Below are 24,062 nucleotides of genomic sequence, written 5' to 3'. Positions count from 1 at the left end.
GCATTGCGCGGGCCGGGGAAGGTGCGCCACCGCCGCTGTGGATAAGTGCATAATTCGTGTCGCGGTGCATAACTGGCCGCCGCCACGCTGTCCCGGACTTTGGTCTATCCGCCGGCACTGCCGACCCACTCGGCCAATATGCGGAACGAATGGTGAGACGATCCGCCGCCGACGCGTGTTCGTACCTATACATTGGAAAGCCCAACGGGGCGTGCGCGGCGCGGAAAGCTACAGAGCGGGAGAGTCATGATGGTTTCGGCGGATTTCTGGGTGTTTGTGGCCATGGTGGTGTATTTCGCGGCCATGCTGTCCATCGGCTTCTTCTACTCGAAGCGCTCGAATTCCTCCGCCAAGCAGTACTTCGCCGGCGGTCGCGGCGTGGGCCCGTGGCTCACCGCACTGTCCGCGGAGGCGTCCGACATGAGCGGTTGGCTGCTCATGGGCCTGCCCGGCGTGGCGTACTTCACCGGTCTGGCAGATCCGATGTGGACCGCGCTGGGTCTGGCGCTCGGCACGTACCTCAACTGGCGGCTGGTGGCGCGCCGTCTGCGCCGCTACTCGGTGATCGCCGGGGATGCGATCACCATCCCGGACTTTTTCGCCAAGCGCTTCCATGACGACAGGTCGCTGATCTCCACCATTGCGGCGCTGATCATTCTGGTGTTCTTCTGCGTGTATGTGGGCAGCTGCTTCGTGACCGTCGGCAAGCTGTTCACCACGCTGTTCGGCTTCGACTACCACCTGACGATGGTCCTCGGTGCGGCGGTGGTGTTCGTGTATACCATCGTGGGCGGCTACCTGTCGGTGGTGGCCACGGATTTCGTGCAGGGCGTGCTCATGTTCTTCGCGCTCGCCGTGGTGTTCGTCGGGTCGGTCGCGGGCGCGGGCGGCGTGGAGAACACGGCGGAGTTCCTCGAGAGCATTCCGGGCTTCCTGTCCGGCGATCAGGTGGCGTCTCCGGCGCTCAACGAGTTGGGCGAGCAGATGGTGCGCGAGGGACAGGCGGTGTTCGGCGCGCCGAAGGACTACGGCATCATCACGATCGTGTCCATGCTGGCGTGGGGCTTGGGGTATTTCGGCATGCCGCAGGTGCTGGTGCGGTTCCTGTCGATTCGCAGCGTGGGCGAGATCCGCAAGTCGCGCATCATCGCCACGTCGTGGTGCGTGGCGTCGCTGGCGTGCGCGATCGCGATCGGTCTGGTGGGGCGCGCGATGATGCCCACGCAGTTCCTTACGGAGACCGCGGCGGAGAGCGTGTTCATCGTGGCCGCGCAGACGCTGCTGCCGAGCTTCGTGTGCGGCGTGGTGGTGTCCGGCATCTTCGCCGCGTCGATGAGCTCGAGTTCGTCGTACATGATCATCGGCGCGTCCGCGATGGGCGAGAACATCTTCCGCGGCCTGCTGCATCGCAAGGCGTCCGACCGGCAGGTGATGATCGTGGCGCGTGTGACGCTGCTGGTCATGTTCCTGTTCGGCGTGCTGGTGGCGTACGACCAGAATTCCTCGATCTTCCAAGTGGTGTCGTACGCGTGGGCCGGCTTGGGCGCATCGTTCGGCCCGCTGATGCTGTGCTCGCTGTACTGGCGGCGCACGAACCGGCCTGGTGCCGTCGCGGGCATGCTGACCGGCACGGTTGCGGTACTGGTGTGGCATAACGTCGTAAAGCCCTTGGGCGGCGTATTTGCGATCTACGAGTTGCTGCCCGCGTTCCTGCTGTCGCTGCTGGCCATCGTGGCGGTGTCGCTGCTGACCGCTCCCCCGTCGGATGCCATGCTCAAGGAATTCGACCATTACCTGACCGCTCCGGACGACGCTCTGGTGGATCACGAGCTGCTGACTGCGGAGACGATGGCGTCGAAGCACCCGGCGGTGTGAACGGCGGTGTGAGCGGGCGGTTCGGCATACGCCCGGTGCCGGGCGGAGGCATACCGGTGCACGGGGTTGCCGGGCATGACGTGCTGCGAGGTGCATCGGGCCGCTGGTCCTGTCGGAGCGCGCGTGAGGCATAAGGCGCGATGATTCCGCGGTGACAGCGTGGGCACAGCGTGGGCGTATCTGACCCATGCCGTGCCCACGCTGTCACCGGCATTTTGCCGGTCTTTGCCGTTGCGCCGCGGGCCGCGGGCTGGATTTCCCCGGTCGCAGGGCGGTTTGATCGCCTCGCGGTTGCGGGGCGGGCCGCTAGCATGGGGCGAAGGGCCGGCGAGTCCGGCAGCCGGGCGTCGGACGGACAAAGAATCGGGCGGGCAAGGAGTGCGTATGGCTGGATATGCAATCGAACGTGTGATGATTCGTAATGTGCGGTTTCCCGGCGAAGTTGGGGCGCTGCACGACGTGCTGATCGACGGCGTGACGGTCGCCGCCGTCGGCCCGGCCGGTTCCCTGAACGATTCCGCGGCGAAGGATTCCGCAGCGAAGAGCTCGGCGGCCGTCACCCCGCACGCGGGAACGGCCGTGCGGGACGTGGACGCCGACGGCCGCTGGCTGATCCCCGGCCTGTGGGATTGCCACACGCATTTCACGCAATGGTCGGCCACGTTCGGCCGTCTTGACCTGCTTGCGGCCCGCAGCGCCGGCGAGGCGATGGCCATGCTGCGCGACTATCTGGCGGCCCGCCGCAAGGCCGGTACGCTGGACCCGAACGTGTTCGTGGTGGGCATGCGGTTCCGTCATTCCCTGTGGTCGGATGCGGACCAGCCCACGCTGGCGGCGATCGACGAGGCGGCGGGCGACCAGCCGGTGGCGCTCTCCAGCGCGGACATGCACTGCGGGTGGGTGAATTCCGCCGCGGCCCAACGGCTTGGCGTGCATGTGGGCGACTCCGGTCTGGTGGGTGAATTGGAATGGTTTGATGCATACTGCCGCTTGGACAACGCGCCCGGGGCTGCGGAGGAATCGCTGAGGCTGCTGCGACGTGCCGAACAGGACGCGGCCTCCAAGGGCGTGGTGGGCATCCGCGATTACGAGATGGCGGAGAACATCGATTCGTGGACGCGCCGGTTCGCGCTCGGCATCGACGGACTGCGCGTGGAGGCGGGCGTGTACCCGGAGCGTCTGCAGGCCGCCATCGACGCGGGCTGGCATACCGGCAGCGAACTGCCCGGCTCCCACGGACTGGGCCGCGTGGGCGCCATGAAGCTCATCTCCGACGGTTCGCTCAACACCCGTTCCGCCTACTGCTCCACGCCGTATTCGGGCATCGAACCGCCCACGTACGGCATGCTGAGCTATTCGCCTGAGCAGATCGAGACCTACATGCGTCTGGCCACGGAGCACGGGTTCCGCATCGCCTGCCATGCCATCGGCGACGAAGCGAACACGATCGTGCTCAACGCGGCGGCCGCCACCGGGGCGTGCGGGTCGATCGAACACGCTCAGATGCTCAAGACCGCCGATATCCCGCGCTTCGCCGAGCTGGGTCTCACGGCCAGCATCCAACCCCAGCATGCCATGGACGACCGCGATGTGATCGCCCGCTTCTGGGCGCAGCCGGCCGGCATTCCCTATGCATTCCGGTCCCTGCACGATGCCGGCGTGGCCTTGCGCATGGGCTCCGACGCGCCGGTCGCCCCGCTCGACCCGTGGCTGGCGATCTCCGCCGCCGTGTTCGGCACGGAAAGCTCCGACCGCGAGCCGTTCCAGCCCGAACAGTGTCTGGACGTGCGCACCGCGCTGGTTGCTTCCACCGCCGTCGGCCGCGACCGCCCGGCGTCCGGAGATCTGGCCGATCTGGTGCTGCTTGACCGTGATCCATACGCTGTCGCCACGCCGGAGGAGATGCGCGCGATGCCGTCGGTCGTGGCCGCGACCATGCTCGCCGGCCGCTGGACGTTCAGCCGGCTGTAGGCTTTGGGGGCGGCGGCGGTACCCAAGCGTGGATCGTGCGCGCCTCAAATTGCAGGTTGGACCGATCATGCAATCGCTCAGCCCGCACAATGCCAAACAAAAGGGCTCCCTCATGGCGAGGGAGCCCGGCGGCCGTTTGAGCCTCGGTGCGGCTCAGTACTTCATGCCCATGGCTTCGCGCACCTGCTCGAGGGTTTCCTCGGCGATCGCATTGGCGCGCCTGTTGCCGTCCTCGAGAATGTCGCGCACGGTATCCATGTCCTTGGCGAGTTCGGCGCGGCGCTCGCGGTGCGGGGCCAGGAACTCGTTGACGGAATCGATCACGTACTTCTTCAGCGCGCCGGCGCCCGCATCGCCGATCTCCTCGGCAATGTCCTTCGGATCGCGGCCGGTCACGAGCCCGGCGGTGGTCAGCAGCGCGGAGACCTGCGGGCGGGCGATCGGGTCGAACGTGATGCGGCGCTCGGAGTCGGTCGGGCTCTTCTTGATGAGCTTCGCGGTCTCCTCCGCGGTGGCGCCCAGCATGATCGAGTTGCCGTACGACTTGCTCATCTTGCGGCCGTCGAGACCGGGGATCTCCGGCGCGTCGGACAGGATGGCGGCCGGCTCCGGGAACACGGGGTGCTTCTTGGCGTAGCGCTCGTTGAAGCGGCGGGCGATGGTGCGCGTGATCTCCACGTGCGGCAGGTTGTCCTTGCCGATCGGCACCACGTTGGCCTTGCAGAACAGGATGTCGCACGCCTGATGCACCGGGTAGGTGAGCAGCAGACCGGTCAGGGCGTGGCCGGACGCCTCCATCTCGGACTTCACGGTCGGGTTGCGGTGCAGTTCGGCTTCGGTCACCAGCGAGAGGAACGGCAGCATGAGCTGGTTCTCGGCGGGCACGGCGGAGTGCGTGAAGATCATGGTCTTCTTCGGGTCGATGCCGGCGGCCATGTAGTCGAGCACCAGATTGAGCACGTTGTCCTGGATGTGCTCGGTGGTGTCGCGGTCGGTGATCACCTGATAGTCGGCGATGATGATGTTCGTGTTCACACCGCGGTTCTGCATGGCCACGCGCTCCTTGATGGAGCCGAAGTAGTGGCCCAGATGCAGACGGCCGGTGGGACGGTCGCCGGTGAGCATGGTGAACTTGCCCGGTTCCGCCTCCAGCTTGGCGAGCGTCGCGTCGGATCGCTTCTTCGCCGCCAGGAAGCTTGCGCTCATTTCGTTTCCAGCCGCCGTCAGCTGGGTTTCGGCCTGCTCGTCAGTCATCGCCTGTCCCTTGGTTTTGTGTAAGAACGGTACAAAAGTTCGCTTTTATGGTAAAAGTTCAAGAAGACAACATAACAAGTGGTATCCTCTTCTGTGATGAATTGATCGAAACTCGAGAATCGTAAAGTCAGGGGATCAACATGGGTCGCGGACGTCAGAAAGCAAAGCAGCAGAAAATTGCCCGTAAGCTCAAGTACCTGACAACCGATACCGATTACGACGAGCTCGCCAAGGAGCTCAATTCGCAGGAGGTCGGCACCGGTTCGTTCGACCCGTTCGCGGACGTGGAGGAAGCCGAACAGGAGCGCGCCGCGGAGCACGCGGATGCCACTCCGGAAGCCCACGACACTCCCGAAACCGCGGATGATCTGGACGAGTATGCCAAGTGGGCCGCGGAGGCCGCAGCCAAGGCGACGAGCGGCGAGATGCCGAAGGTCGTCAAGGCCGTGCCGAAGCCGCACAAGCCCATTCCCATGCCCATGCCGAGCGCGTTGAAGCCCAAGAAGGCCTGAGCGCGCCCGTTTCCGTGCGTGCCGCGTTCGGTGCATTCCGTAGGTTGCACTTTCTGGACGTGCAGGCCGTTGCGGTGTGCCTGTGATCACGCAAATACGGGCTGCGCGGGCCGATTTTGGCGATTCGCAGCACTATCGGGTCGCAATTCGGCCTGTTTTGCGGCCCGATAGTGCTGCGAAGAGCGGATTTCGGCCCGCGTAGCCCGTATTTCACGATTTCATGCGGGTGTCTGCTGTTTCGCCCGCCGTCCCGCCGTCACAGCGGCAGCAGGTCGCTCAGATCGTCTCGCTCGCCCACGGCGCTGATGCGCCCGGCGTCCTTCTCCTCCGCCCACGAGGTCACGCCCGTGGCGAGGCGCAGCCATACGTCCGGTTCGAGCTCGATTACGTCCGGCGGCGTGAGGTTGTGCGGATCGGAGGCAGGTCCCTCCAGAATCTTGATTGCACCCCACGGGGCCACGCGCACCTCCACGCCCTCGCCCGGCGCGCGGCGCTCGAGCATGAACAGCGAGAAGCGCACGGCCATCGCCCACACGGGCCGGGGCAGATCGGGCTTCAGCGCGAGCCGCGCGGCTGTCGGGACGTTGGGGATGCCGGAGGAGACCTCCGCGATGGCGGTACCGCCGGCAGCCGTGCGTGTCGTGCTGCCGTTTGCGATGCCGCTGCCGTTCGCGTCGCAGTCGGGGCTGCCGTCCGTGCCGCCTGCCAGCGCCTGCAACGCCGCCTTCGCCGCATCGCGCCACTGCGCGTACGCCGTCCGTCCCTTGTCCAGATCCTGCTGCCGTAACACTGCCATGCCTGCAATTGTGCCGGCATTGCGCGACCGGCCCGTTCCCGGCATCGTCTAGACTACGTACTTACATCGATCTATATGTCGGAAATGGCATATCGGCCGGGCTTGCGAACCCCTTCCCGCATCGAGGCGGATGCGGTTTGGGACGGAACGTTACGCAGTGTTCATTCCATCGTTTGCCTGCCGACACCTCCATGAGGGCATAATGGAAAGTGGAACATATTGCAACGAAAGAGAGTCATCTCATGACCGAAATCACTGCACCCAAGTCGCCTGTCACGACTGCCGAGTTCACCGAAGGCATTCGCGAGCAGCTCAAGTACGGACAGGGCGTGACCCCCGAGCAGGCCACTCCCGCCGATGTCTACGTAGCTTCTTCCCTCGTCGTCCGTCACTACCTGCAGGACGCCTGGTTCAAGACCCAGCAGGACATGGTCAACGGCCACACCAAGGCCGTGGGCTACCTGAGCGCCGAGTTCCTCATCGGCAAGCAGCTGCGCAACGCCCTGCTCAACGCCGGCATGCTGGATCAGTTCGACGAGGCCGTCGAGGGCCTGGGCTTCGACCCGCAGGCCGTTGTGGACTCCGAGTACGAGCCGGCCCTCGGCAACGGCGGCCTCGGCCGTCTGGCCGCCTGCTACGTCGACTCCCTCGCTTCCCTGGGTGTTCCGGCGTTCGGCTATGGCATCCAGTACCGTTACGGCATCTTCCGTCAGGAGTTCGACGAGCAGGGCCGTCAGATCGAGAAGCCCGAATACTGGCTCGCCAACGAGGAGCCGTGGGGCCACACCGACTACAACCGCTCCCAGAGGGTCTCCTTCGGCGGCGACGTGGTGGAGAAGGACGGCAAGAAGATCTGGAAGCCGGCTTGGTCCGTGCGCGCCGTCCCGGTCGACTACATGGTCCCCGGCTACGAGTCCGGCCGCGTGAACACGCTGCGCCTGTGGTCCGCCCGCTCCTACGACGAGTTCGATCTGCTCACCTTCAACAAGTCCGAGTACCTGGACGCCGTCAAGCCGAAGGTTGAGGCCGAGAACATCTCCAAGATCCTCTACCCGGAGGATTCCACCCCGCAGGGCAAGCGCCTGCGCCTCGAGCAGCAGTACTTCTTCGTGGCCGCGTCCATCAAGGACGTCATCCGCGTGTTCTACCCCGGTCAGGACAAGCCGGACCTGACCACCCTGCCGGAGAAGATCACCTTCCAGCTCAACGACACCCACCCGGTGATCGGCATCCCGGAGCTCATGCGCGTGCTGATCGACGAGTACGGCTACGACTGGGACACCGCGTGGAGCATCACCACCAAGACCTTCAACTACACCTGCCACACCCTGCTGCCGGAGGCCCTTGAGGTCTGGCCGGCCAAGCTGATCGGCGAGCTGCTGCCGCGTCACCTTGAGATCATCAAGGAGATCAACGATCACTTCCTCGAGGAGCTCAAGGCCAAGACCCGCGACAAGGAAAAGATCGAGCGCATGCGCATCCTCACCAACGAGGAGAACCCGAAGGTGCGCATGGCCTACCTCGCCACCGCCGGCGGCTCCCACGTCAACGGCGTGGCCGAGCTGCACTCCCAGCTGCTCAAGGACGTCACGCTGCGCGACTTCTCCGACCTGTACCCGGACAAGTTCTCCAACGTGACCAACGGCGTCACCCCGCGTCGCTTCATCCGTCTCGCCAACCCGCGCCTGTCGAACCTCATCACCGAGGGCCTCGGCACCGACCGCTGGCTGAGCGACCTCGAGTTGCTCAAGGGCCTCGAGCCGCTGGCCCAGGACGACGAGTTCGTCAAGAAGTTCGCCGCCGTCAAGCAGGCCAACAAGGAGGACTTCGCCGCCTACGCCAAGCGTGAGTACGGCTTCGATCTCGACCCGAACACCATGTTCAACTCGATGATCAAGCGTCTGCACGAGTACAAGCGCCAGAGCCTGAAGATCCTCGCCCTCATCGCCAAGTACGCGGACATCAAGTCCGGCAAGGTTTCCGTGGACGACGTCCTGCCGCGCACGGTCATCTTCGGCGCCAAGTCCGCCCCCGGCTACTACCTGGCCAAGCTGACCATCCAGCTCATCAACAACGTGGCCCGCGTGGTCAACAACGACCCGGACATCAAGGGCAAGCTGCACGTCTACTTCCCGTGGAACTACAACGTGCGTCTGGCCCAGCATCTCATTCCCGCCACCGAGCTTGACGAGCAGATCTCGCAGGCCGGCAAGGAAGCCTCCGGCACCGGCAACATGAAGTTCGCCCTCAACGGCGCGCTCACCGTCGGCACTCTGGACGGCGCCAACGTGGAGATCCGCGAGCACGTGGGCGCGGAGAACTTCTTCCTCTTCGGCATGACCGTTGACGAGGTCGAGGCCCTCTACGCGCAGGGCTACCACCCGGCCGTGTACTACGAGCGCGACCCGCGCCTGAAGGCTGCCATCGATATGGTTGCCGACGGCACCTTCTCCAACGGCGACCGCAACACCTACGCGCCGCTCGTGGCCGACTGGCTGACCAAGGACTGGTTCATGACGCTCGCGGACTTCACCGCCTACTGCGACATCCAGTCCGACATCGAGGCCCTGTACCGCCAGCCGCTCGAGTGGAACCGCAAGGCCCTGCTCAACGTGGCCAACTCCGGCTACTTCAGCTCCGACCGCGCCATCCAGGACTACCTGGACAACATCTGGCACACCGGCTCCCTCGGCAAGCTCGCGTGATTGCGGAGCGTCGCCTGCGTTGCGGGAGACTCGACGTACCTTCGTCTCCCGCGCCTTGGCGCCGCACACGCAATCCCGCTCGCTATGATGCTGAAGCGTTGAAATAGCCCGATCGGCCCGACCTGCGTTTTCGAATATGCAGGTCGGGCCGATCGCGTTTTCCGTATGATCGGCCCAATCCGCGCTGCGAGGGGTCTAGGTCGGGTCGATGCTGATCGTGCAAAAAGGTTGTCGGCAGTCTGGCTGGTGGTAGCGTGGCAGGCATGATGAACGCTTCTCCCGCCACGAACGCCGCTGCCATGCGGGAGGCCCTTGAACTGGCTTCGTGCGCGGCGCAGACCGGTGACGTACCGGTCGGGGCGATCGTACTGGACGCTTCCGGCACGGTGATCGGCCGCGGATGCAACACGCGCGAACGGGACGGCGATCCGCTCGCCCACGCGGAGATTCTCGCCATGCGCGAGGCTGCCCGCACGCTCGGCAGCTGGAACCTCGCCGACTGCACGCTCGCGGTCACTTTGGAGCCGTGCCCGATGTGCGCCGGTGCCTGCTTGCAGACCCACGTGGGCCGCATCGTCTTCGGCGCGTGGGACGCCAAGCTCGGTGCATGCGGCTCGGTGTGGGACATTCCGCGCGATCCGCACATCGGTCACACGCCGGAGGTCCACGGCGGCGTGATGGAAGCCGACTGCGCCCGGTTGCTCGCGGATTTCTTCGCCGACCGGCGGTAAGGCGGACGGCGGTGAGGTTGCCGGCGGTGGGGCAGCCGGCGGTTGGATATTCCCTCGGCGGCCGCGCCCAATCGGCCTCGAATTTGTTGCAATGGGCAAGAAACGCGCCCGGGCAAGACAAGTAAGGCGTCTGATCCGTACGATGGGAGGCAACGGCGGCTGCGCAGGGCGGTCGGCTGTGCAGAGCGACACCGAGCCATGCCGCACTGCACCGCTCTGCGTCGCACCGCCAGACCTAGCCACTCAGCCTAGCCACTCAGTCCAGCAATCCAACCGAGCCGTCCCGCCCGGATGCCCGACTCAGCCACCTGACCAAACTGGCCGACCGGGTCATCCGCGTCGGCCGATCGACGAAGGAGTCCGCATGACCGCAATCAGCTCCGCAACCAACCCTGCAACCCCGGTGGCCGTCCGTTTCGACGGCACTGCGCATGACGGTACGCCCGTCACCGCCGTCTACCTTGCAGACCCGCAGGCGAACGCGGCTCTCGGATTGGTGTTCCACGGCAACGATCTGCCGCGCATCGTCCACTGGGGGCAGCCGCTCGCCGCGCCGGAAACCCTGACGGCCGCGTACGACGCTCTCAACCCGCAGCGCGTCTCCGGTGCCCTGGATTTCACACCGTGGCCGTCCGTGCTGCCCACGCAGGCGGAAAGCTGGATCGGCGAGCCGCGTCTTGTGCTGCGCCGAGGAGGCATCGAGATCTTTCCCAAGTTCACCGTGGCCGGCATCGAACTGTCCGGTTCGGATAGCGCGAACGGCCCGTCCGCCGCGTCCGCCGCGCCCGGAACCGTCCCCGCCACCGTGGACTACGATCCCGCGATCGGCCCCGAATCCGTGGCTGACGTGTCCGGCCGCACCCGCACCACCGGGCCGTCTGCCGTGCCGGGCGTGATCGTGCATGCCGAGGATGCGCAACTCGGCGTCGGGCTCGACTGGCAGGCGCAGATCGTCCCCGGCGGACTCGTACGCCAGCGGGCCATGGTTCGCAACCTGTTCGGCGCGGACGGTCTGCCCGGCCATGAGCCGCTCGAGATCGGCAAGATGGAACTCGGCTTCCCCGTGCCCGCCGCGGCCGCCGAAATCCTCACCACTACCGGGCACCACCTGCGCGAACGCTCCCCGCAGCGTCAGCCGTTCACCGTCGGTCGCTTCGCCAAGCCGCAGCTCGCCGGCCGCCCCGACTACGACGCCAGCCTGCTGCTCACCGCCGGCGTCCCCGGCTTCGACTTCACGCATGGCGAGGCGTACGCGGTGCACGTGGCGTGGAGCGGCAACTCGGTGCTGTCCGCCGAGCGCCTGCCGTACACGCAGGGACTCATCGGCGGCGGCGAAGCGCTTGCCGGCGGGGAGGTCACGCTCGCCGGCGTCTCTGCGGCAGCTCCGGCCGGCGAACGGTACGAAACCCCATGGCTCTACGGTTCCTTCGGCAACGGCCTCAACGAGATCGCCTCCCGTTTCCACGAATACGTGCGTTCCCGCCACCCCCGCCTGTTCTCGCGCGGTCGGCCGGTCATCCTCAACACGTGGGAGGCCGTCTACTTCAACCACGACTTCGACACCTTGAAGGCGCTCGCGGACAAGGCCGCCGCGTCCGGCGTGGATCGGTTCGTGGTGGACGACGGCTGGTTCGGCTCCCGCCGCGACGATACGTCCGGTCTCGGTGATTGGCAGGTCTCGCAGGACGTGTGGCCGGATGGTCCCAAGTCCCTGAAGGCGCTCGCCGACTACGTGCACGGGCTGGGCATGCAGTTCGGACTGTGGTTCGAGCCGGAAATGGTCAACCCCGATTCGGACACCGCCCGCGCCCACCCCGACTGGATCCTCGCGCCCGCGCCCGGCCGCCTGCCCATGCAGGGCCGCAGCCAGCAGGTGCTCGACCTGACCAATCCGGCCGCGTTCGACTACATCTTCGGCTGCATGGACGGACTGGTGGGCGAGCTCGGCATCGACTACATCAAGTGGGACCACAACAAGCTCGTCACCGAAGCCGTTTCGCCGTTGACCGGCCGCCCGGCCGTGCACGCGCAGACGCTTGCCGTGTACCGCATTTTCCGCGATCTGATCCGCAGCCATCCGGGGCTGGAGATCGAAAGCTGCTCGTCCGGCGGTGGGCGCGTGGACCTGGGCATCCTCGAATACGCGAGCCGCATCTGGGCGTCCGACTGCGTGGACCCGGTGGAACGTGCGGACATCCAGCGCTATACGTCGCTGCTCGTGCCGCCCGCGATGATCGGCGAGCACGTGGGCGCATCCCCTGCGCACTCCACCCACCGCGCCACCAGTCAGGAACTGCGCATGGCCATGGCGTTCTTCGGACACATGGGCATCGAATGGAACCTGCTCAAGGAGCCGGAGAGCGCGCTGGAGGAGCTCGCCTCCTGGGTGCGTGAGTTCAAGCGCCACCGCGACTGGTTCGCCGTCGACACCGTCGTGCACGGGGACGCCGTCGACCCGGCCGTCCGCCTCGACGGCATGGTCAAGCCCGACCGTTCCGCCGCTGTCTACCGTTTCACGCAGCTGACCACCGGCCAGACCTACCCGGCAGCCCCCGTCCGGCTGCCCGGCCTCGACCCAACCCGCGTCTACCGTGTCACCCCGCTCGGTCCGTGCCTCGCGCTGGCCGACTCCGCCAACCCCGCGGGCATAGCCAACGGGCAGAGCGCGCTCGGTTGGTGGACTGCGGACGGTGTGCGTATGACCGGCGAAGCGCTGGAACGCTACGGACTGCGCCCGCCGTCGCTGCATCCGGCGCAGGCAGTGCTGTTCAAGGTCGAGGCGGAGACCGCCGATGGCGTCGCCGACTGACGGCGTGCCTGACCATTCGCGGCGCATTTGGAGTGCGATGACCGGAGCTATCTGCGTTCGTGGGGAAGTTTTCGGCTCTTGCGAAGAGCTATCTGCGTTCGTGGGGTACTTGGCGGACGCCCAAGCAGGGAATCACATACGGCAATTGGCGGAATTCCGCGAATCGACTTGCCGGTTTCGCGCGAATGCGCGGATGAGAGTTCCCCACGAATGCAGATAGCTTCTCGCAGGCGGGAAGATCCTCCCCGTGAGTGCAGATAACCCTTCGAAGGAACCGCACTTTCCATGGTCTCGTTTGCCGTTCGTCTTGCCGGCCGCCCAGCGCTCCCAGCCGCCGGACAACATCGCGAATCGCACGTCGGGCACCTGACTGGGACGGTGTTCCCGGATGTCTCGACGGGTCGATTTCATTTCCGTGGCGGCTAGCGGTGTACCCTCTCCGGTCACCAGCACCTTGACCGGCATGGTGAGGTTCGAGATCAGCCCGATCAGCGTGCCCAGCCGGTATGCCTCGTATCCATGGCAATCGCCGTAGCTCGCCGTGCCCTATCCCGCCCCGCCAAAATCGAACCGGTTCGATACGATGGTGGGTGTTACAGCCCGTCGGTAGGAACGGGCAACGACCAAAGGAGCTCACAGTCATGACCACATCCCAGCGCATCGCCATGCCGCCCACGGTCCGCACCAACGGAGCCACACCGAACCCGTGGTGGTCCAATGCCGTGGTCTACCAGATCTACCCGCGCTCCTTCCAGGACACCAACGGCGACGGTTTCGGCGACATCCCGGGCATCACGTCCCGGCTCGACTACCTCGCCGACCTTGGCGTGGACGTGCTGTGGCTCAGCCCGGTTTACAGGTCCCCGCAGGACGACAACGGCTACGACATCTCCGACTACCGGGACATCGACCCGATGTTCGGCACGCTCGCGGACATGGACGAACTCATCGCCAAGGCCCATCGGCTCGGTATCAGGATCGTGATGGATCTGGTGGTCAACCACACGTCCGACGAGCACGCGTGGTTCCAGTCCTCGCGCAACGCCGACGATCCGCACGCCGACTGGTACTGGTGGCGTCCCGCCCGCCCCGGCCACGAACCCGGCACGCCCGGCGCCGAGCCGAACCGGTGGGGCTCTTACTTCGGCGGCTCCGCGTGGCAGTACGATCCGAAGCGCGGCGAATACTATCTCCACCAGTTCTCCAGAAAGCAGCCCGATCTCAACTGGGAGAACCCCGCCGTGCGCCGCGCGGTGTACGACATGATGAACTGGTGGCTCGACCGCGGTGTGGACGGCTTCCGCATGGACGTGATCACCCTAATCTCCAAGCGCACCGACAAGAACGGCAGGCTTCCCGGCGAGGACGGTTCGCGGATCCCCGATCTGCCCGTGGGCGAGGAAGGCTACTCCAGCCCGAACCCGTTCTGCGCTGACGGCCCGCGGCAGGACGAGTTCCTCGCCGAGATGCGCCGTGAGGTGTTCGCCGGTCGCACTGGATTCCTCACCGTGGGCGAGGCGCCCGGCATCACCGCCGCACGCAACGAGCACATCACCGACCCGGACAACGGCGAGTTGGACATGCTGTTCCTCTTCGAGCACGTGGACTTCGACTGCGACGGTGTCAAATGGAAGCCGCTGCCGCTGGACCTGCCGGCGTTCAAGCGCATCATGGCCGGCTACCAGACCGCCGTGGCGGACCGCGGGTGGGCGAGTCTATTCACCGGCAATCACGATCAGCCGCGCGTGGTCTCCCGCTGGGGCGACGATTCCACCGAGGAATCGCGCGTCGCCTCCGCCAAGGCATGGGGGCTTGCGCTGCACATGCACCGTGGCACCCCGTACGTCTATCAGGGCGAGGAGCTGGGCATGACCAACGCGCACTTCACGTCGCTGTCCCAGTACCGTGATCTCGAGTCGCTCAACGCCTACCGTCAGCGCGCCGAGGAGACCCGCGTGCAAAGCGCCGAGTCGATGATGGACGGTCTGGCCGCCCGCAGCCGCGACAATGCCCGCACTCCCATGCAGTGGGATGATTCGCGCTACGCCGGTTTCACCGCGCCGGACGCCACGAACGAGCCGTGGATCGCTGTCAATCCGAACCACGCCACGGTCAACGCTGCCGAGCAGATGCATGACCCCGATTCCGTGCATGCCTTCTACAAGCGGCTGATCGCCCTGCGCCACGAGGATCCCGTGGTCGCCGCCGGAGACTGGACGCTGCTTGCCCCGGACGACCCGCAGGTGTACGCCTTCACGCGCGCTCTGGGCGATCGCAACGCGGGCATGCGGCACCGCCTGCTCGCCGTCGTGAACCTGTCCAAGGAACCCGCTGATATGCCCGCCGACGTTGCCGCGCTGCTGCGGAACGCGCTCGGTTCCGACGCCGCTGCCGGGCCGGAAGCCGACGCCCCGGACGTCTCGCGCATCCTCATCGCCACGGGCCCCGAATCCGAGGCCGTCACTGCGCTCGCCGCCGGCCGTCTGGCACCCTGGCAGGGATTCGTGGTCCGCTTGGCGTGATCGGTGGATGTGTGGGGTGCGACGGGTTGCGGTGGCCGGATCGCGGCGAGCAGGTCGCGGCAGCGGCTGACGGGCGGACGAGCCGTTCTCCGGGCTGCCGGAGCTGGATCTATGCGGCTTGTGGAGACTGCGCGGTCTGCCCCGTCAGCCAGTCGAGCGCGTTGATCACGTCTACTCCGCTGGATTCGCCCAATCCGAACGAATCCAGCGTCAGGATCATGCGGCGGCCAGTTGCATCGCCCAACCGGCTGAACGGTTCGAATTCGCGGGCGCGCGTTCGCGGGTCCAGTATGCTGGCGCTGACCTGAATGAACAGCCGTTCGCGGGTCATGTCTTGGCGTAGACGGGTGGCTACGAAGTCGATCTCCAGATCGTCCATCTTGCCGACCTGCGCGTTGTAGCCACGGACTTTGAGCTCGTTGTACACGACGTTCTCCAGCAGTGGACCGAGGTCACCTTCTGGGTAGCCGAGCAGCATGTTCCGTATGCCAAGGTCGGCGGGGTAGTACTTGTTCAGTCCCTGAAGGTAGTCGCCGCCCTTCACGTTGATTCTTTGGGCTCGATAGAACAGGAAGGCATCCGTGAGGCCGGAGATATACCGTTCGATGGTCTCGTTCGTGGCCGGTCTGCGCGCGCTTCTGAGGCGATGCTCGATCTTGGCGACGGAGACCGGGGAGCCGGCGGTGTCTGCGAGATAGCGGGCCACGTCGTTGAATGCCATCGGGTTGCGGATCTGCAGGTGCTGGGCGATGTCGCGTACGAGAACCGTGTTGTATATGCCGGATAGAACGGTGCTGGCTAGGGCTTGGTCCGTTCCTTGATCGACGACCGGTGGCAATCCGCCGTACCTTAGGTAGCGGGTGAACGCTGCGGTGCGATCGGTCGCGGCCGTGTAGTCGAGGAATTCGGCGAACGACAGTGGGAACACGCTGATCTCGACGTACCGGCCGGACAGCAGCGTCGAGAGCTGGCTGGACAGCAGATGCGCGTTCGAACCGGTCAGGTAGATGTCGGCATCCGTGTCGATGCGTAGTGCATTGACGGCTTTTTCCCAACCGTTCACCAACTGCACCTCGTCAAGCAGCACGTAATGGCGACCGTTGCCATTGATGTGATCGGTAATGTGCCGGTACAGCCGTTCCGGGGTGAAGTCCGCGTATGTGAACGATTCGAGGTTGACCGTAATGATGTGATCGGGGGCGGTGCCTTCGCCGATGAGCTGCCGGGCCAGCAGTGCAAGCAGCGAGGACTTACCGCAGCGCCGCATGCCCGTGACGACCTTGATCAGTCCGTTGTCCCGTGACGCCAGCAATTTGTCCAGATACATGGGGCGTGGTTTGAGTTCGATCATGGTTCTTCCCCTCCTTTTAAGCTGGTGCTGTCACTCATCCCGGAACCAGCATCGGGTGAACTTTTACTAGTATACCCGGAAAAGTATGACTGATTGACTGACTTTGCCGAGTATGATCGGCAAAGTCGGCCTGTGATGCTGGGTTCTCAGGCGCTCGGCGTGTCGACTTTTGGTGTTTAACACTTGAATGTATTATTGCTATTAACAAATTCAAGACTTGAGCAAAGTTGCTTGAGGCCACGGGAGATGCGGTGTTGCGACTCGCGGAGGAACGAATCGGAGATGTGGTGGCATGAGTTATGCTGCTGAGTTTGCGTCGTTGGTGAGGAACCGGGGGAAGCATGATTCGTATACGGACAACAGGCCCGCGTATGCGTTCCTTGCCCCGTGGATCGTGGGTGCGGTGTGCCTGTCGTTGTTGCCGATGGTCGTGTCGGTGTACCTGTCGTTCACGAAGTACAACATGCTCACGAGCCCGAGGTTCATCGGGGTGCAGAATTTCGCGAACCTCATGAAGGACACCAGGTATCTGCATTCCCTGCAGGTGACGTTCACGTACGTGATCGTCTCGGTCCCGCTCCAGCTGCTCGCGGCGCTGGCCCTGGCGGTGGTGCTGGACCGTGGCATGCGGGGGCTCACGTTCTACCGTTCGGCGTTCTATCTGCCTTCGATGATGGGTGGTTCGGTTGCTATCGCGGTGTTGTGGAAGATGGTGTTCGGTGCGGACGGTCTGTTCAACCGGTTCATGAACGTGTTCGGTTTGGGTTTGTCGCAGTCGTGGGTGGCGAATCCGGCGACGGCGAACTGGACGCTGATCGTGCTGCATATCTGGCAGTTCGGTAGCCCGATGGTGATCTTCCTGGCGGGCCTGCGTCAGATCCCGCGTGAACTGTACGAGGCGGCCTCGGTGGATGGTGCGGGCAGGTGGCGGCAGTTCGTGTCGATCACGCTGCCGATGCTGTCTCCGATCGTGTTCTTCAACCTGGTCATGTCGATCATCAACAGTTTCCAGACGTTCACGCAGGCGTTCATCGTGTCGGGCGGCACGGGCGGCCCGTCGGATTCGACGCTGTTCTATACGCTGTATCTGTATACGCAGGGGTTCGGTCAGATGAAGATGGGGTACGCGGCGGCGATGGCGTGGATCCTGGTGCTGATCGTGGCGGTGTTCACGCTGGTGAACTTCGCCGTGTCGAGGTACTGGGTCCACTACGACGACTGAGTCGGTACGGGAATGCTTGCTAGGGAAAGGTGTGATTGTGATGAGTGATGCAACCGCTTCGAATGTTTCCTCCAACGTGGGGGTCGCGGGCGTGAACGCGTCGGATCCGGAGATCGCGAAGGCGCCGGTGGTCGAGCGCCGGGACGAGGGGCGTGCGCGCCGGGTGGTCTTGCAGGTGGTCAAGCAGGTGGTGGTGCTGGTGTTCGCGCTGCTGATGCTGTACCCGATCCTGTGGATGGTCGCGAGCTCGCTGCGTCGGCCGGACGAGATCTTCACGAACATGGGTTTGTGGGTGTCGGACCCGTTGTGGAGCAACTATTCGGACGGGTGGAACGCGCTGACGTACCCGTTCACCCGGTATTTCCTGAACTCGCTGCTGATCGTGTGCTTCGCGATCGTGGGCAACATCGTGACGTGTTCGATGGCGGCGTACGCGTTCGCCAGGTTGAACTTCCGGTTCCGGGGGCTCATGTTCGGGTTCATGCTGTTGATGCTGATGGTGCCGATCCATGTGGTGATCATCCCGCAGTACATCATCTGGAACAACCTGGGTCTGGTGAACACGTTCGTGCCGTTGGTGCTGCCGAAGTTTTTGGCGATGGACGGGTTCTTCACGTTCCTGTTCTACCAGTTCGTGCGCGGGCTTCCCAGGGATTTGGACGAGGCGGCGAAGATCGACGGTGCGGGTCATGCGAGGATCTTCTTCCAGGTGCTGCTGCCGTTGATGAAGCCTGCGATCGGTACGACCGCGGTGTTCACGTTCATGTGGACGTGGAACGATTTCTTCAGCCAGCTGATCTACCTGACCAAGCCGCGCATGTACACGGTGCCGATCGCCCTGCGTACGTTCATCGACGCGCAGTCCCAGTCCTCGTACGGGCCCATGTTCGCGATGTCGGTCCTGTCGATCATTCCGTTGTTCATCGTGTTCTGCTTCGGCCAGAAATACCTCGTCGAAGGCATCGCCACCACCGGCGGAAAGTAAACACCGGCCGGCGTTTGTACTTATTCCTTAATCCCCTATCCCCCCAAAAAAACAAGAGAAAGAGATAACCTCATGAACACAAAGAAGTGGCATATGGCAGTCCCCGCAGCGATCGCTGCAATGACCATGGCGTTGGCCGGCTGCGGAGGCAATTCGGCAGGTGGCTCCGATGGCACAGTCGCCGCCAGTGACGGCAACGTCGAGCTTACTTTGAACTGGTGGGGTTCGGACAAGCGCATCAAGCTTACCGAGGAAGCCGTCGCCGGATTTGAAAAGGCTCATCCGAACATTAAGGTCAACCTGCAGTACACCGACTGGTCCGGCTACTGGGACAAGCTTGCTACCTCCATTGCGGGTGGAGACATGCCCGATATCGTACAGATGGATGAACTGTACCTCGCCTCCTACGCTTCTCAGGGCTCCCTGTACGATTTGGGCAAGACCTCCGAATTCTTGGATCTCAGTCAGATGGACACCTCGCTCAAGGGCATGGGACAAGTTGACGGCGTGCAGTATGCTGCCCCCATTTCCTCGACGCCGCTGGGCATCGTGGTCAACATGGACATTGTCGAGAAGCTGGGGCTCACCCTGCCGGACACCTCCAAGTGGACGTGGGACGACATGCTTGACTTCTCCAAGCAGGTGGTCCAGAAATCCAATGGCGAGATCATCGGCATCATGCCTGGTATGGCGCTCCAACTGTGGGCCCGCATGAATGGTGAGTCGCTGTATTCCAACGGTAAGGTCAGCATCTCCGAAGCGACTTTGGCTGAGTATCTTCAGCAGGCCTACGACTGGACTCATGGCGACGATCCGATTTCTGGTCAGCCGGATGCATGGTCGGAGAACTTGACTGCTACCACCGATCAAACCGCATTCGCCACCGGCAGGGAGGCAATGATTTTCGCGCAGGCCACCCAAACCACTGTATATGCCAACTCTGCTGGTACTACGAATATGAAGCTGGTCGAAATGCCCAGTTACGGTAAGAACGACAAGTACGGCTACCTCAAGCCCGGCATGTACTGGGCTATGTCTTCCAAGACTGAACATCCGGCCGAGGCCGCCATGCTGATTGACTACCTCATCAACAACGAAGAGGCCGGCAAGATCCTCGGCACCGAGCGTGGTCTGCCATCCAACAACAAGATCCGCGCTTCTCTTGCTGCGGAGGCGTCCGGCACGGACAAGCAGGCTTTAGACTTCCAGGACGTCGTGGCCGACACGCTTGGCGATGCTCCCTCCATCACGCCGAATGGCGCATCCGACACTGATAACGTCGCCAAGCGCTACATGCAGAATGTGGTCTTCGAGAAGATCTCCTCGGCTGACGCCGCTAAGGCGATGATCGAGGAAATCCAAAATAACATCAATTCCGCGGCCTGATACGGGTCATTGGTTTTGCCCGCACAGGACGCCGGTTCCGTGCGGGCAAAACTGCATTGAATGATGAACAACAGTGAAAGGTGCATCAGATGCAGATCAACAGTGTGCGTGAATTGGCTAAATGTCGCCGCTTCATGCATGATCGCATTCTTCCGTTGATCGACCGGACGGTGGTCCGTTGTGAGGTCGGCGTGTTTCATAATGCTGGCGAGCCTGAACCGTTCGGCGATTTCATCCGTCGAGCGAATGCCGGTGAGGTCCAATTCGAACCCGCACGGTTCGGCGAGACGTGGGGCACCACGTGGGGAACTACTTGGTTCAAAGTCTCCGGAACGGTGCCTGTCGAGGTCTTGGCTTCCGGGGAACCGTTGGAACTGGTCGCGGATCTCGGCTGGTCCGACGTATTCGTGGGCGGGCAGGGTGAGGGACTCGTCTATACGCCGGACGCAACTATTCTCAAGGGTTTGCATCCCAAGAACACGTGGGTGCGCGTGCGCGGCGAAGGTGCTCGCAAGGATCTGATCGGCAAGGATGGGTCGTTCCTCTTCTACATCGAAGCCGCGTATAATCCTCAGCTCGACCGTCTGCCGGCATTGAAGACAGATCTCGGTTACGGCCCAACTGGCAAGGCGGACGTACATTATCCGTTGCGTCGACTCGACCTGTGCGTTTTTGATGAGGAACAGTGGAACTACTGGCTGGATTTGGACGTGGTTTGTTCGCTGCTGGAGCAGCTGGAAGCCGATTCCATGCGTTATTGGCGGCTGATGAAGGCTATGCAGCGTTCGCTGAACCTGTATGACAGCGCGCATCCCGAAACCGTGGCTGAAGCCCGTGAAGCTCTACGACAGGTGCTGTCCAAGCATGCTGCCGATTCCACGTTGCACGAGCATGCCGTAGGTCATGCGCATATCGACTCCGCTTGGCTGTGGCCCAAGCGCGAAACTCGCCGCAAAGTAGCGCGTACTGTGTCAAACGCACTGGCGCTCATGGACCAGCATCCGGACTATATCTTCGCCATGAGTTCGGCGCAGCAGTACGCGTGGCTTGAGCAAGATCATCCCGACGTGTTTGCTCGCATGCTCGAGCGCATCAAGGAGGGACGCTTTGTCCCGGCCGGCGGCATGTGGGTGGAATCGGACGGCATGATGCCGTGGGGTGAATCCCTGATCCGCCAGATCTCCTTCGGCCGCCGTTATTTCCGCGAGAAGCTGGGCGTGGAGCCCAAAGGCGTGTGGCTACCGGACAGCTTCGGTTATAACGCTGCATGGCCGCAGATTGCCCGTCGGGCCGGCTATGAGTGGTTCATGACCCAGAAGCTCGTGTTTAACGACACTACCAAGTTCCCGCACCACTCTTTTATGTGGACCGGCATCGACGGCACGGAGATTTTCACGCATTTCCCGCCGACGGATACTTATGCCGCCGAGATGAAAATCAAGGAACTGCGATATGCCGAACGCAACATGAAGGATAAGGAACTCACCGATCAAGCGCTGTTGCTGTACGGCTATGGTGACGGCGGCGGCGGTCCGACCCGTGAGATGACCGCCAAAATCGACCGCATGCACAATCTGGAAGGTATCCCGACCGTCGAATACGACACCCCGGATGCGTTCTTTGACAAAGCCCGTACGGAGATGCTTGCCGAGGCGGGTGATGAAATGCCTCGCTGGAAGGGTGAGCTGTACCTTGAGTTGCACCGTGCCACGCTTACCTCGCAACAGGACATGAAGCGCGGATGTCGGCATGAGGAGAGCCTATTGCGCCTGTGCGAGTACTACGCGACATTCGCTGCGCTAGTGAATCCTGCATATCGGTATCCGACGGCAAAGCTGAATGCTTTGTGGAAGACGCTGCTGCTCAATCAGTTCCATGACATTCTGCCAGGTTCTTCGATTTCCTGGGTACATAAAGAGGCACGTGAGGACTATCGCAAGGCCGAACGGGAATTGACGTCCCTGATTCAGGAGGCGTGCCGTGCGCTTTCCGCCGCTGATCCCAATGCGGATCTGCTACCGCAGTCGAAACTCAGCCAAACCGATTATGGTTCTCACGGGGCGTGGCGTGCATGGAGTACGGTCGCTGTTCCTGAGACCGCCGGAGGCAAATCTGTCGGTGTAGAGGTCAACGGGAATGGCTATGTGCTGGACAATGGTCTGCTGCGCGTGACGATCGATGCCGATGGCACGATTCCATCGTTGGTCGATCTTGCTGCGGAACGTGAATTGGTGGCTGACGGCGAATGTTTGGGGCGCTATGAGTTGCTCAAGAACCAGCCGTCTCGCTATGACGCTTGGGAGATTGAACGTGACGCCTTCCTTTCTCCTCGCGATGGTGCCTCGGATGCCCGTTTAACGGCGGAAACCTTATCTGACGGCTCTGCGCGCGTCATAGTCGAGGAGCGCTTGGGCGAAGCCTCGCAGGTGACCACAACCGTCACTTTGCCAGTCGGCGCCAAACGGCTCGAATACGCCGCCCACGTCAACTGGTTGGAAAGCGAGCGTTTCCTCAAGGTGGAATATCCGCTGGCCATCAACGCGAATACGGCTACATACGAGTGCCAGTACGGCACTGTGGATCGTCCGATCGAGAAGAATCGTGGTAGCGACGAGGCACAGTACGAATCGTGCACACACCGTTTCATCCATGTGTCTGATCGCGATTATGGCATCGGCATCGCGAATGCATCCACTTATGGTGCAAGCGTGTTCCCGTTGGAATCCGAATCTCGCGGCGGTCGTTCCCGTGGCGTATCCGTCGGCATCTCGCTGTTGTCTGCTCCGGTGTACCCTGATCCGGACACGGATCGTGGCGAACACGACTTTGCGTGGACGATTCGCGTAGATGCCGGCGTCGATGATATGTTGCATGAAGCCGGTGCGTTGAATGCCCCGGTCATCGATGGTCTGGCCGCCTGTAAGCCGTTGGTCAGACTCGATTGCATGCGCGGCGAGGCTGTGATCGACTGGGTCAAGCTCGCGGATGACGGTAGCGGCGATGTGATCGTACGTCTGTATGAGCCGGTGGGCGCTCGCGCTCAGGTCCGTCTGCATACCGGAGATCCATTGCGCGGTGCTACGGTCAGGGAGACCGATGTGCTGGAACGCGATGCTTTGGCTGAAAATCTGCCGCGTGCGCTGCGACAGCCATGTGCATTGGACGGTGCTGAACTGAGTTTCGCTCCGTATCAGATCGCCACTCTACGCATTACATGTGGGGGCGAAAAGTAGTCGTGAACAAAGAAATTCGCTTTTTTGAATCATTCACTCCGCTGCCCGATGCCGCCGCATTCGCCGCGCGGCTGCAGCGGGCCATTGACGAGTGTGCGGCGTCCGGGGGCGGGCGGGTTGCGCTCGGTCGTCCCGGCGTGTACCTGTGCGACGGGCTGGAGCTGAGGGGCGGTGTGGAGCTGTTCCTGGGCGAGGGCGTTACGCTCAGGGCCAGTGGCGACGAGGCGACGTACCGCCGCCGTCCCGGTCCGTTCGAGCTCAATGCGAACGAGACGCCGATCTGCGCGTTCCTCTACGCCAAGGACTGCGAGAACGTGCGCATCGCCGGTCCGGGTGCGATCGACGGGAACTACGAGCAGTTCATCCTGCCCGATCAGGGCGACGAGCCGCACCTCAAGTTCTACGCCTATCCGCGTCCGATGACCGTCTACCTCGAGCACTGCACGGGAAGCCGCATCAGTGACGTGACGGTGTGCAACGCCCCGTTCTGGACCATCCACTTGGTCGGCTGCGACCATCCTCACCGGCGACGACGGCATCTGCCCCAAATGCACCGAGGAGACCGCCCGGTACGGCGACTGCGTCAACCTGTGGGTGCGTTTTTTTTTTTTTTTATCGCAGAGTTCCGCGATCAAGTTCGGCAGCAGCAGCTTCGGCAACTTCGAGAACTGCTCGTTCGAACGCATCGAAATCCGCAATTCCAACCGCGC

At 63.3% G+C, this 24,062-nt stretch carries 15 protein-coding genes; 12 read left to right on the top strand and 3 right to left on the bottom strand.

Annotated features, from left to right (window positions below):
* The first annotated feature begins 249 nt into the window (after positions 1-249).
* Both AC1AZA_RS04320 and AC1AZA_RS04315 read left to right on the top strand, forming a co-directional pair.
* Complete coding sequence (locus AC1AZA_RS04320; protein WP_476513754.1) at positions 250-1,875, top strand: sodium/proline symporter; 1,626 nt, start codon at positions 250-252, stop codon at positions 1,873-1,875.
* 384 nt (positions 1,876-2,259) lie between these two features.
* A complete protein-coding gene (locus AC1AZA_RS04315) occupies positions 2,260-3,846 on the top strand; it encodes an amidohydrolase (protein ID WP_476513524.1) in 1,587 nt (528 codons plus the stop codon).
* A 153-nt stretch (positions 3,847-3,999) separates the two neighbouring features.
* Here the strand turns inward: AC1AZA_RS04315 and trpS are convergent, their stop codons facing one another.
* The gene (trpS, locus tag AC1AZA_RS04310) at positions 4,000-5,100 is read right to left on the bottom strand and encodes a tryptophan--tRNA ligase (protein ID WP_476513523.1); all 1,101 of its coding nucleotides are present in this window, start codon (positions 5,098-5,100) and stop codon (positions 4,000-4,002) included.
* Positions 5,101-5,240: 140 nt separating this feature from the next.
* Here trpS and AC1AZA_RS04305 point away from each other — a divergent pair, with 140 nt between their 5' ends.
* Positions 5,241-5,612 carry a DUF3073 domain-containing protein gene (locus AC1AZA_RS04305; RefSeq protein ID WP_476513522.1) on the top strand — a complete coding sequence of 124 codons (372 nt, stop codon included), beginning with the start codon at positions 5,241-5,243 and terminating at the stop codon, positions 5,610-5,612.
* Between the two features lie 256 nt (positions 5,613-5,868).
* On the opposite strand, the gene AC1AZA_RS04300 is transcribed toward AC1AZA_RS04305, so the two are convergent.
* Positions 5,869-6,408 (bottom strand): sterol carrier family protein, encoded by a 540-nt coding sequence (locus tag AC1AZA_RS04300; protein WP_476513521.1) that lies wholly within the window; start codon positions 6,406-6,408, stop codon positions 5,869-5,871.
* A 242-nt stretch (positions 6,409-6,650) separates the two neighbouring features.
* Between AC1AZA_RS04300 and AC1AZA_RS04295 the strand changes: the two genes are divergently transcribed.
* The 4 genes from AC1AZA_RS04295 to AC1AZA_RS04280 all read left to right on the top strand — a co-directional run bounded on the left by AC1AZA_RS04295 (position 6,651) and on the right by AC1AZA_RS04280 (position 15,175).
* Positions 6,651-9,113 carry a glycogen/starch/alpha-glucan phosphorylase gene (locus tag AC1AZA_RS04295; RefSeq protein ID WP_476513520.1) on the top strand — a complete coding sequence of 821 codons (2,463 nt, stop codon included), beginning with the start codon at positions 6,651-6,653 and terminating at the stop codon, positions 9,111-9,113.
* Between the two features lie 263 nt (positions 9,114-9,376).
* Positions 9,377-9,844, top strand: a complete 468-nt coding sequence (locus AC1AZA_RS04290; RefSeq protein WP_476513519.1) for a nucleoside deaminase — start codon at positions 9,377-9,379, stop codon at positions 9,842-9,844.
* Positions 9,845-10,208: 364 nt separating this feature from the next.
* Positions 10,209-12,653, top strand: coding sequence for an alpha-galactosidase (locus AC1AZA_RS04285; protein WP_476513518.1), 2,445 nt, complete (start codon positions 10,209-10,211; stop codon positions 12,651-12,653).
* 641 nt (positions 12,654-13,294) lie between these two features.
* A complete protein-coding gene (locus AC1AZA_RS04280) occupies positions 13,295-15,175 on the top strand; it encodes an alpha-glucosidase (protein WP_476513517.1) in 1,881 nt (626 codons plus the stop codon).
* Positions 15,176-15,284: 109 nt separating this feature from the next.
* On the opposite strand, the gene AC1AZA_RS04275 is transcribed toward AC1AZA_RS04280, so the two are convergent.
* The gene (locus AC1AZA_RS04275; protein ID WP_476513516.1) at positions 15,285-16,526 is read right to left on the bottom strand and encodes an ATP-binding protein; all 1,242 of its coding nucleotides are present in this window, start codon (positions 16,524-16,526) and stop codon (positions 15,285-15,287) included.
* 292 nt (positions 16,527-16,818) lie between these two features.
* Between AC1AZA_RS04275 and AC1AZA_RS04270 the strand changes: the two genes are divergently transcribed.
* From AC1AZA_RS04270 to AC1AZA_RS04250, 5 genes are all read left to right on the top strand, one after another.
* Positions 16,819-17,748 carry a carbohydrate ABC transporter permease gene (locus AC1AZA_RS04270; protein ID WP_476513515.1) on the top strand — a complete coding sequence of 310 codons (930 nt, stop codon included), beginning with the start codon at positions 16,819-16,821 and terminating at the stop codon, positions 17,746-17,748.
* A 40-nt stretch (positions 17,749-17,788) separates the two neighbouring features.
* Entirely contained in the window at positions 17,789-18,733 is a 945-nt protein-coding gene (locus AC1AZA_RS04265) for a carbohydrate ABC transporter permease (protein ID WP_476513514.1), read from the top strand.
* Between the two features lie 72 nt (positions 18,734-18,805).
* Complete coding sequence (locus AC1AZA_RS04260) at positions 18,806-20,119, top strand: ABC transporter substrate-binding protein (protein ID WP_476513513.1); 1,314 nt, start codon at positions 18,806-18,808, stop codon at positions 20,117-20,119.
* Between the two features lie 89 nt (positions 20,120-20,208).
* Positions 20,209-23,352, top strand: coding sequence for an alpha-mannosidase (locus AC1AZA_RS04255; RefSeq protein WP_476513512.1), 3,144 nt, complete (start codon positions 20,209-20,211; stop codon positions 23,350-23,352).
* A gap of 2 nt (positions 23,353-23,354) precedes the next feature.
* A partial coding sequence (locus AC1AZA_RS04250; RefSeq protein WP_476513511.1) for a glycoside hydrolase family protein occupies positions 23,355-24,062 on the top strand: 708 nt, incomplete at its 3' end.

The organism is Bifidobacterium sp. LH_389 (assembly GCF_056357235.1).
The sequence above is the reverse complement of the archived record's forward strand: the minus strand, read 5'-3'. Positions and strand labels throughout refer to the sequence as shown.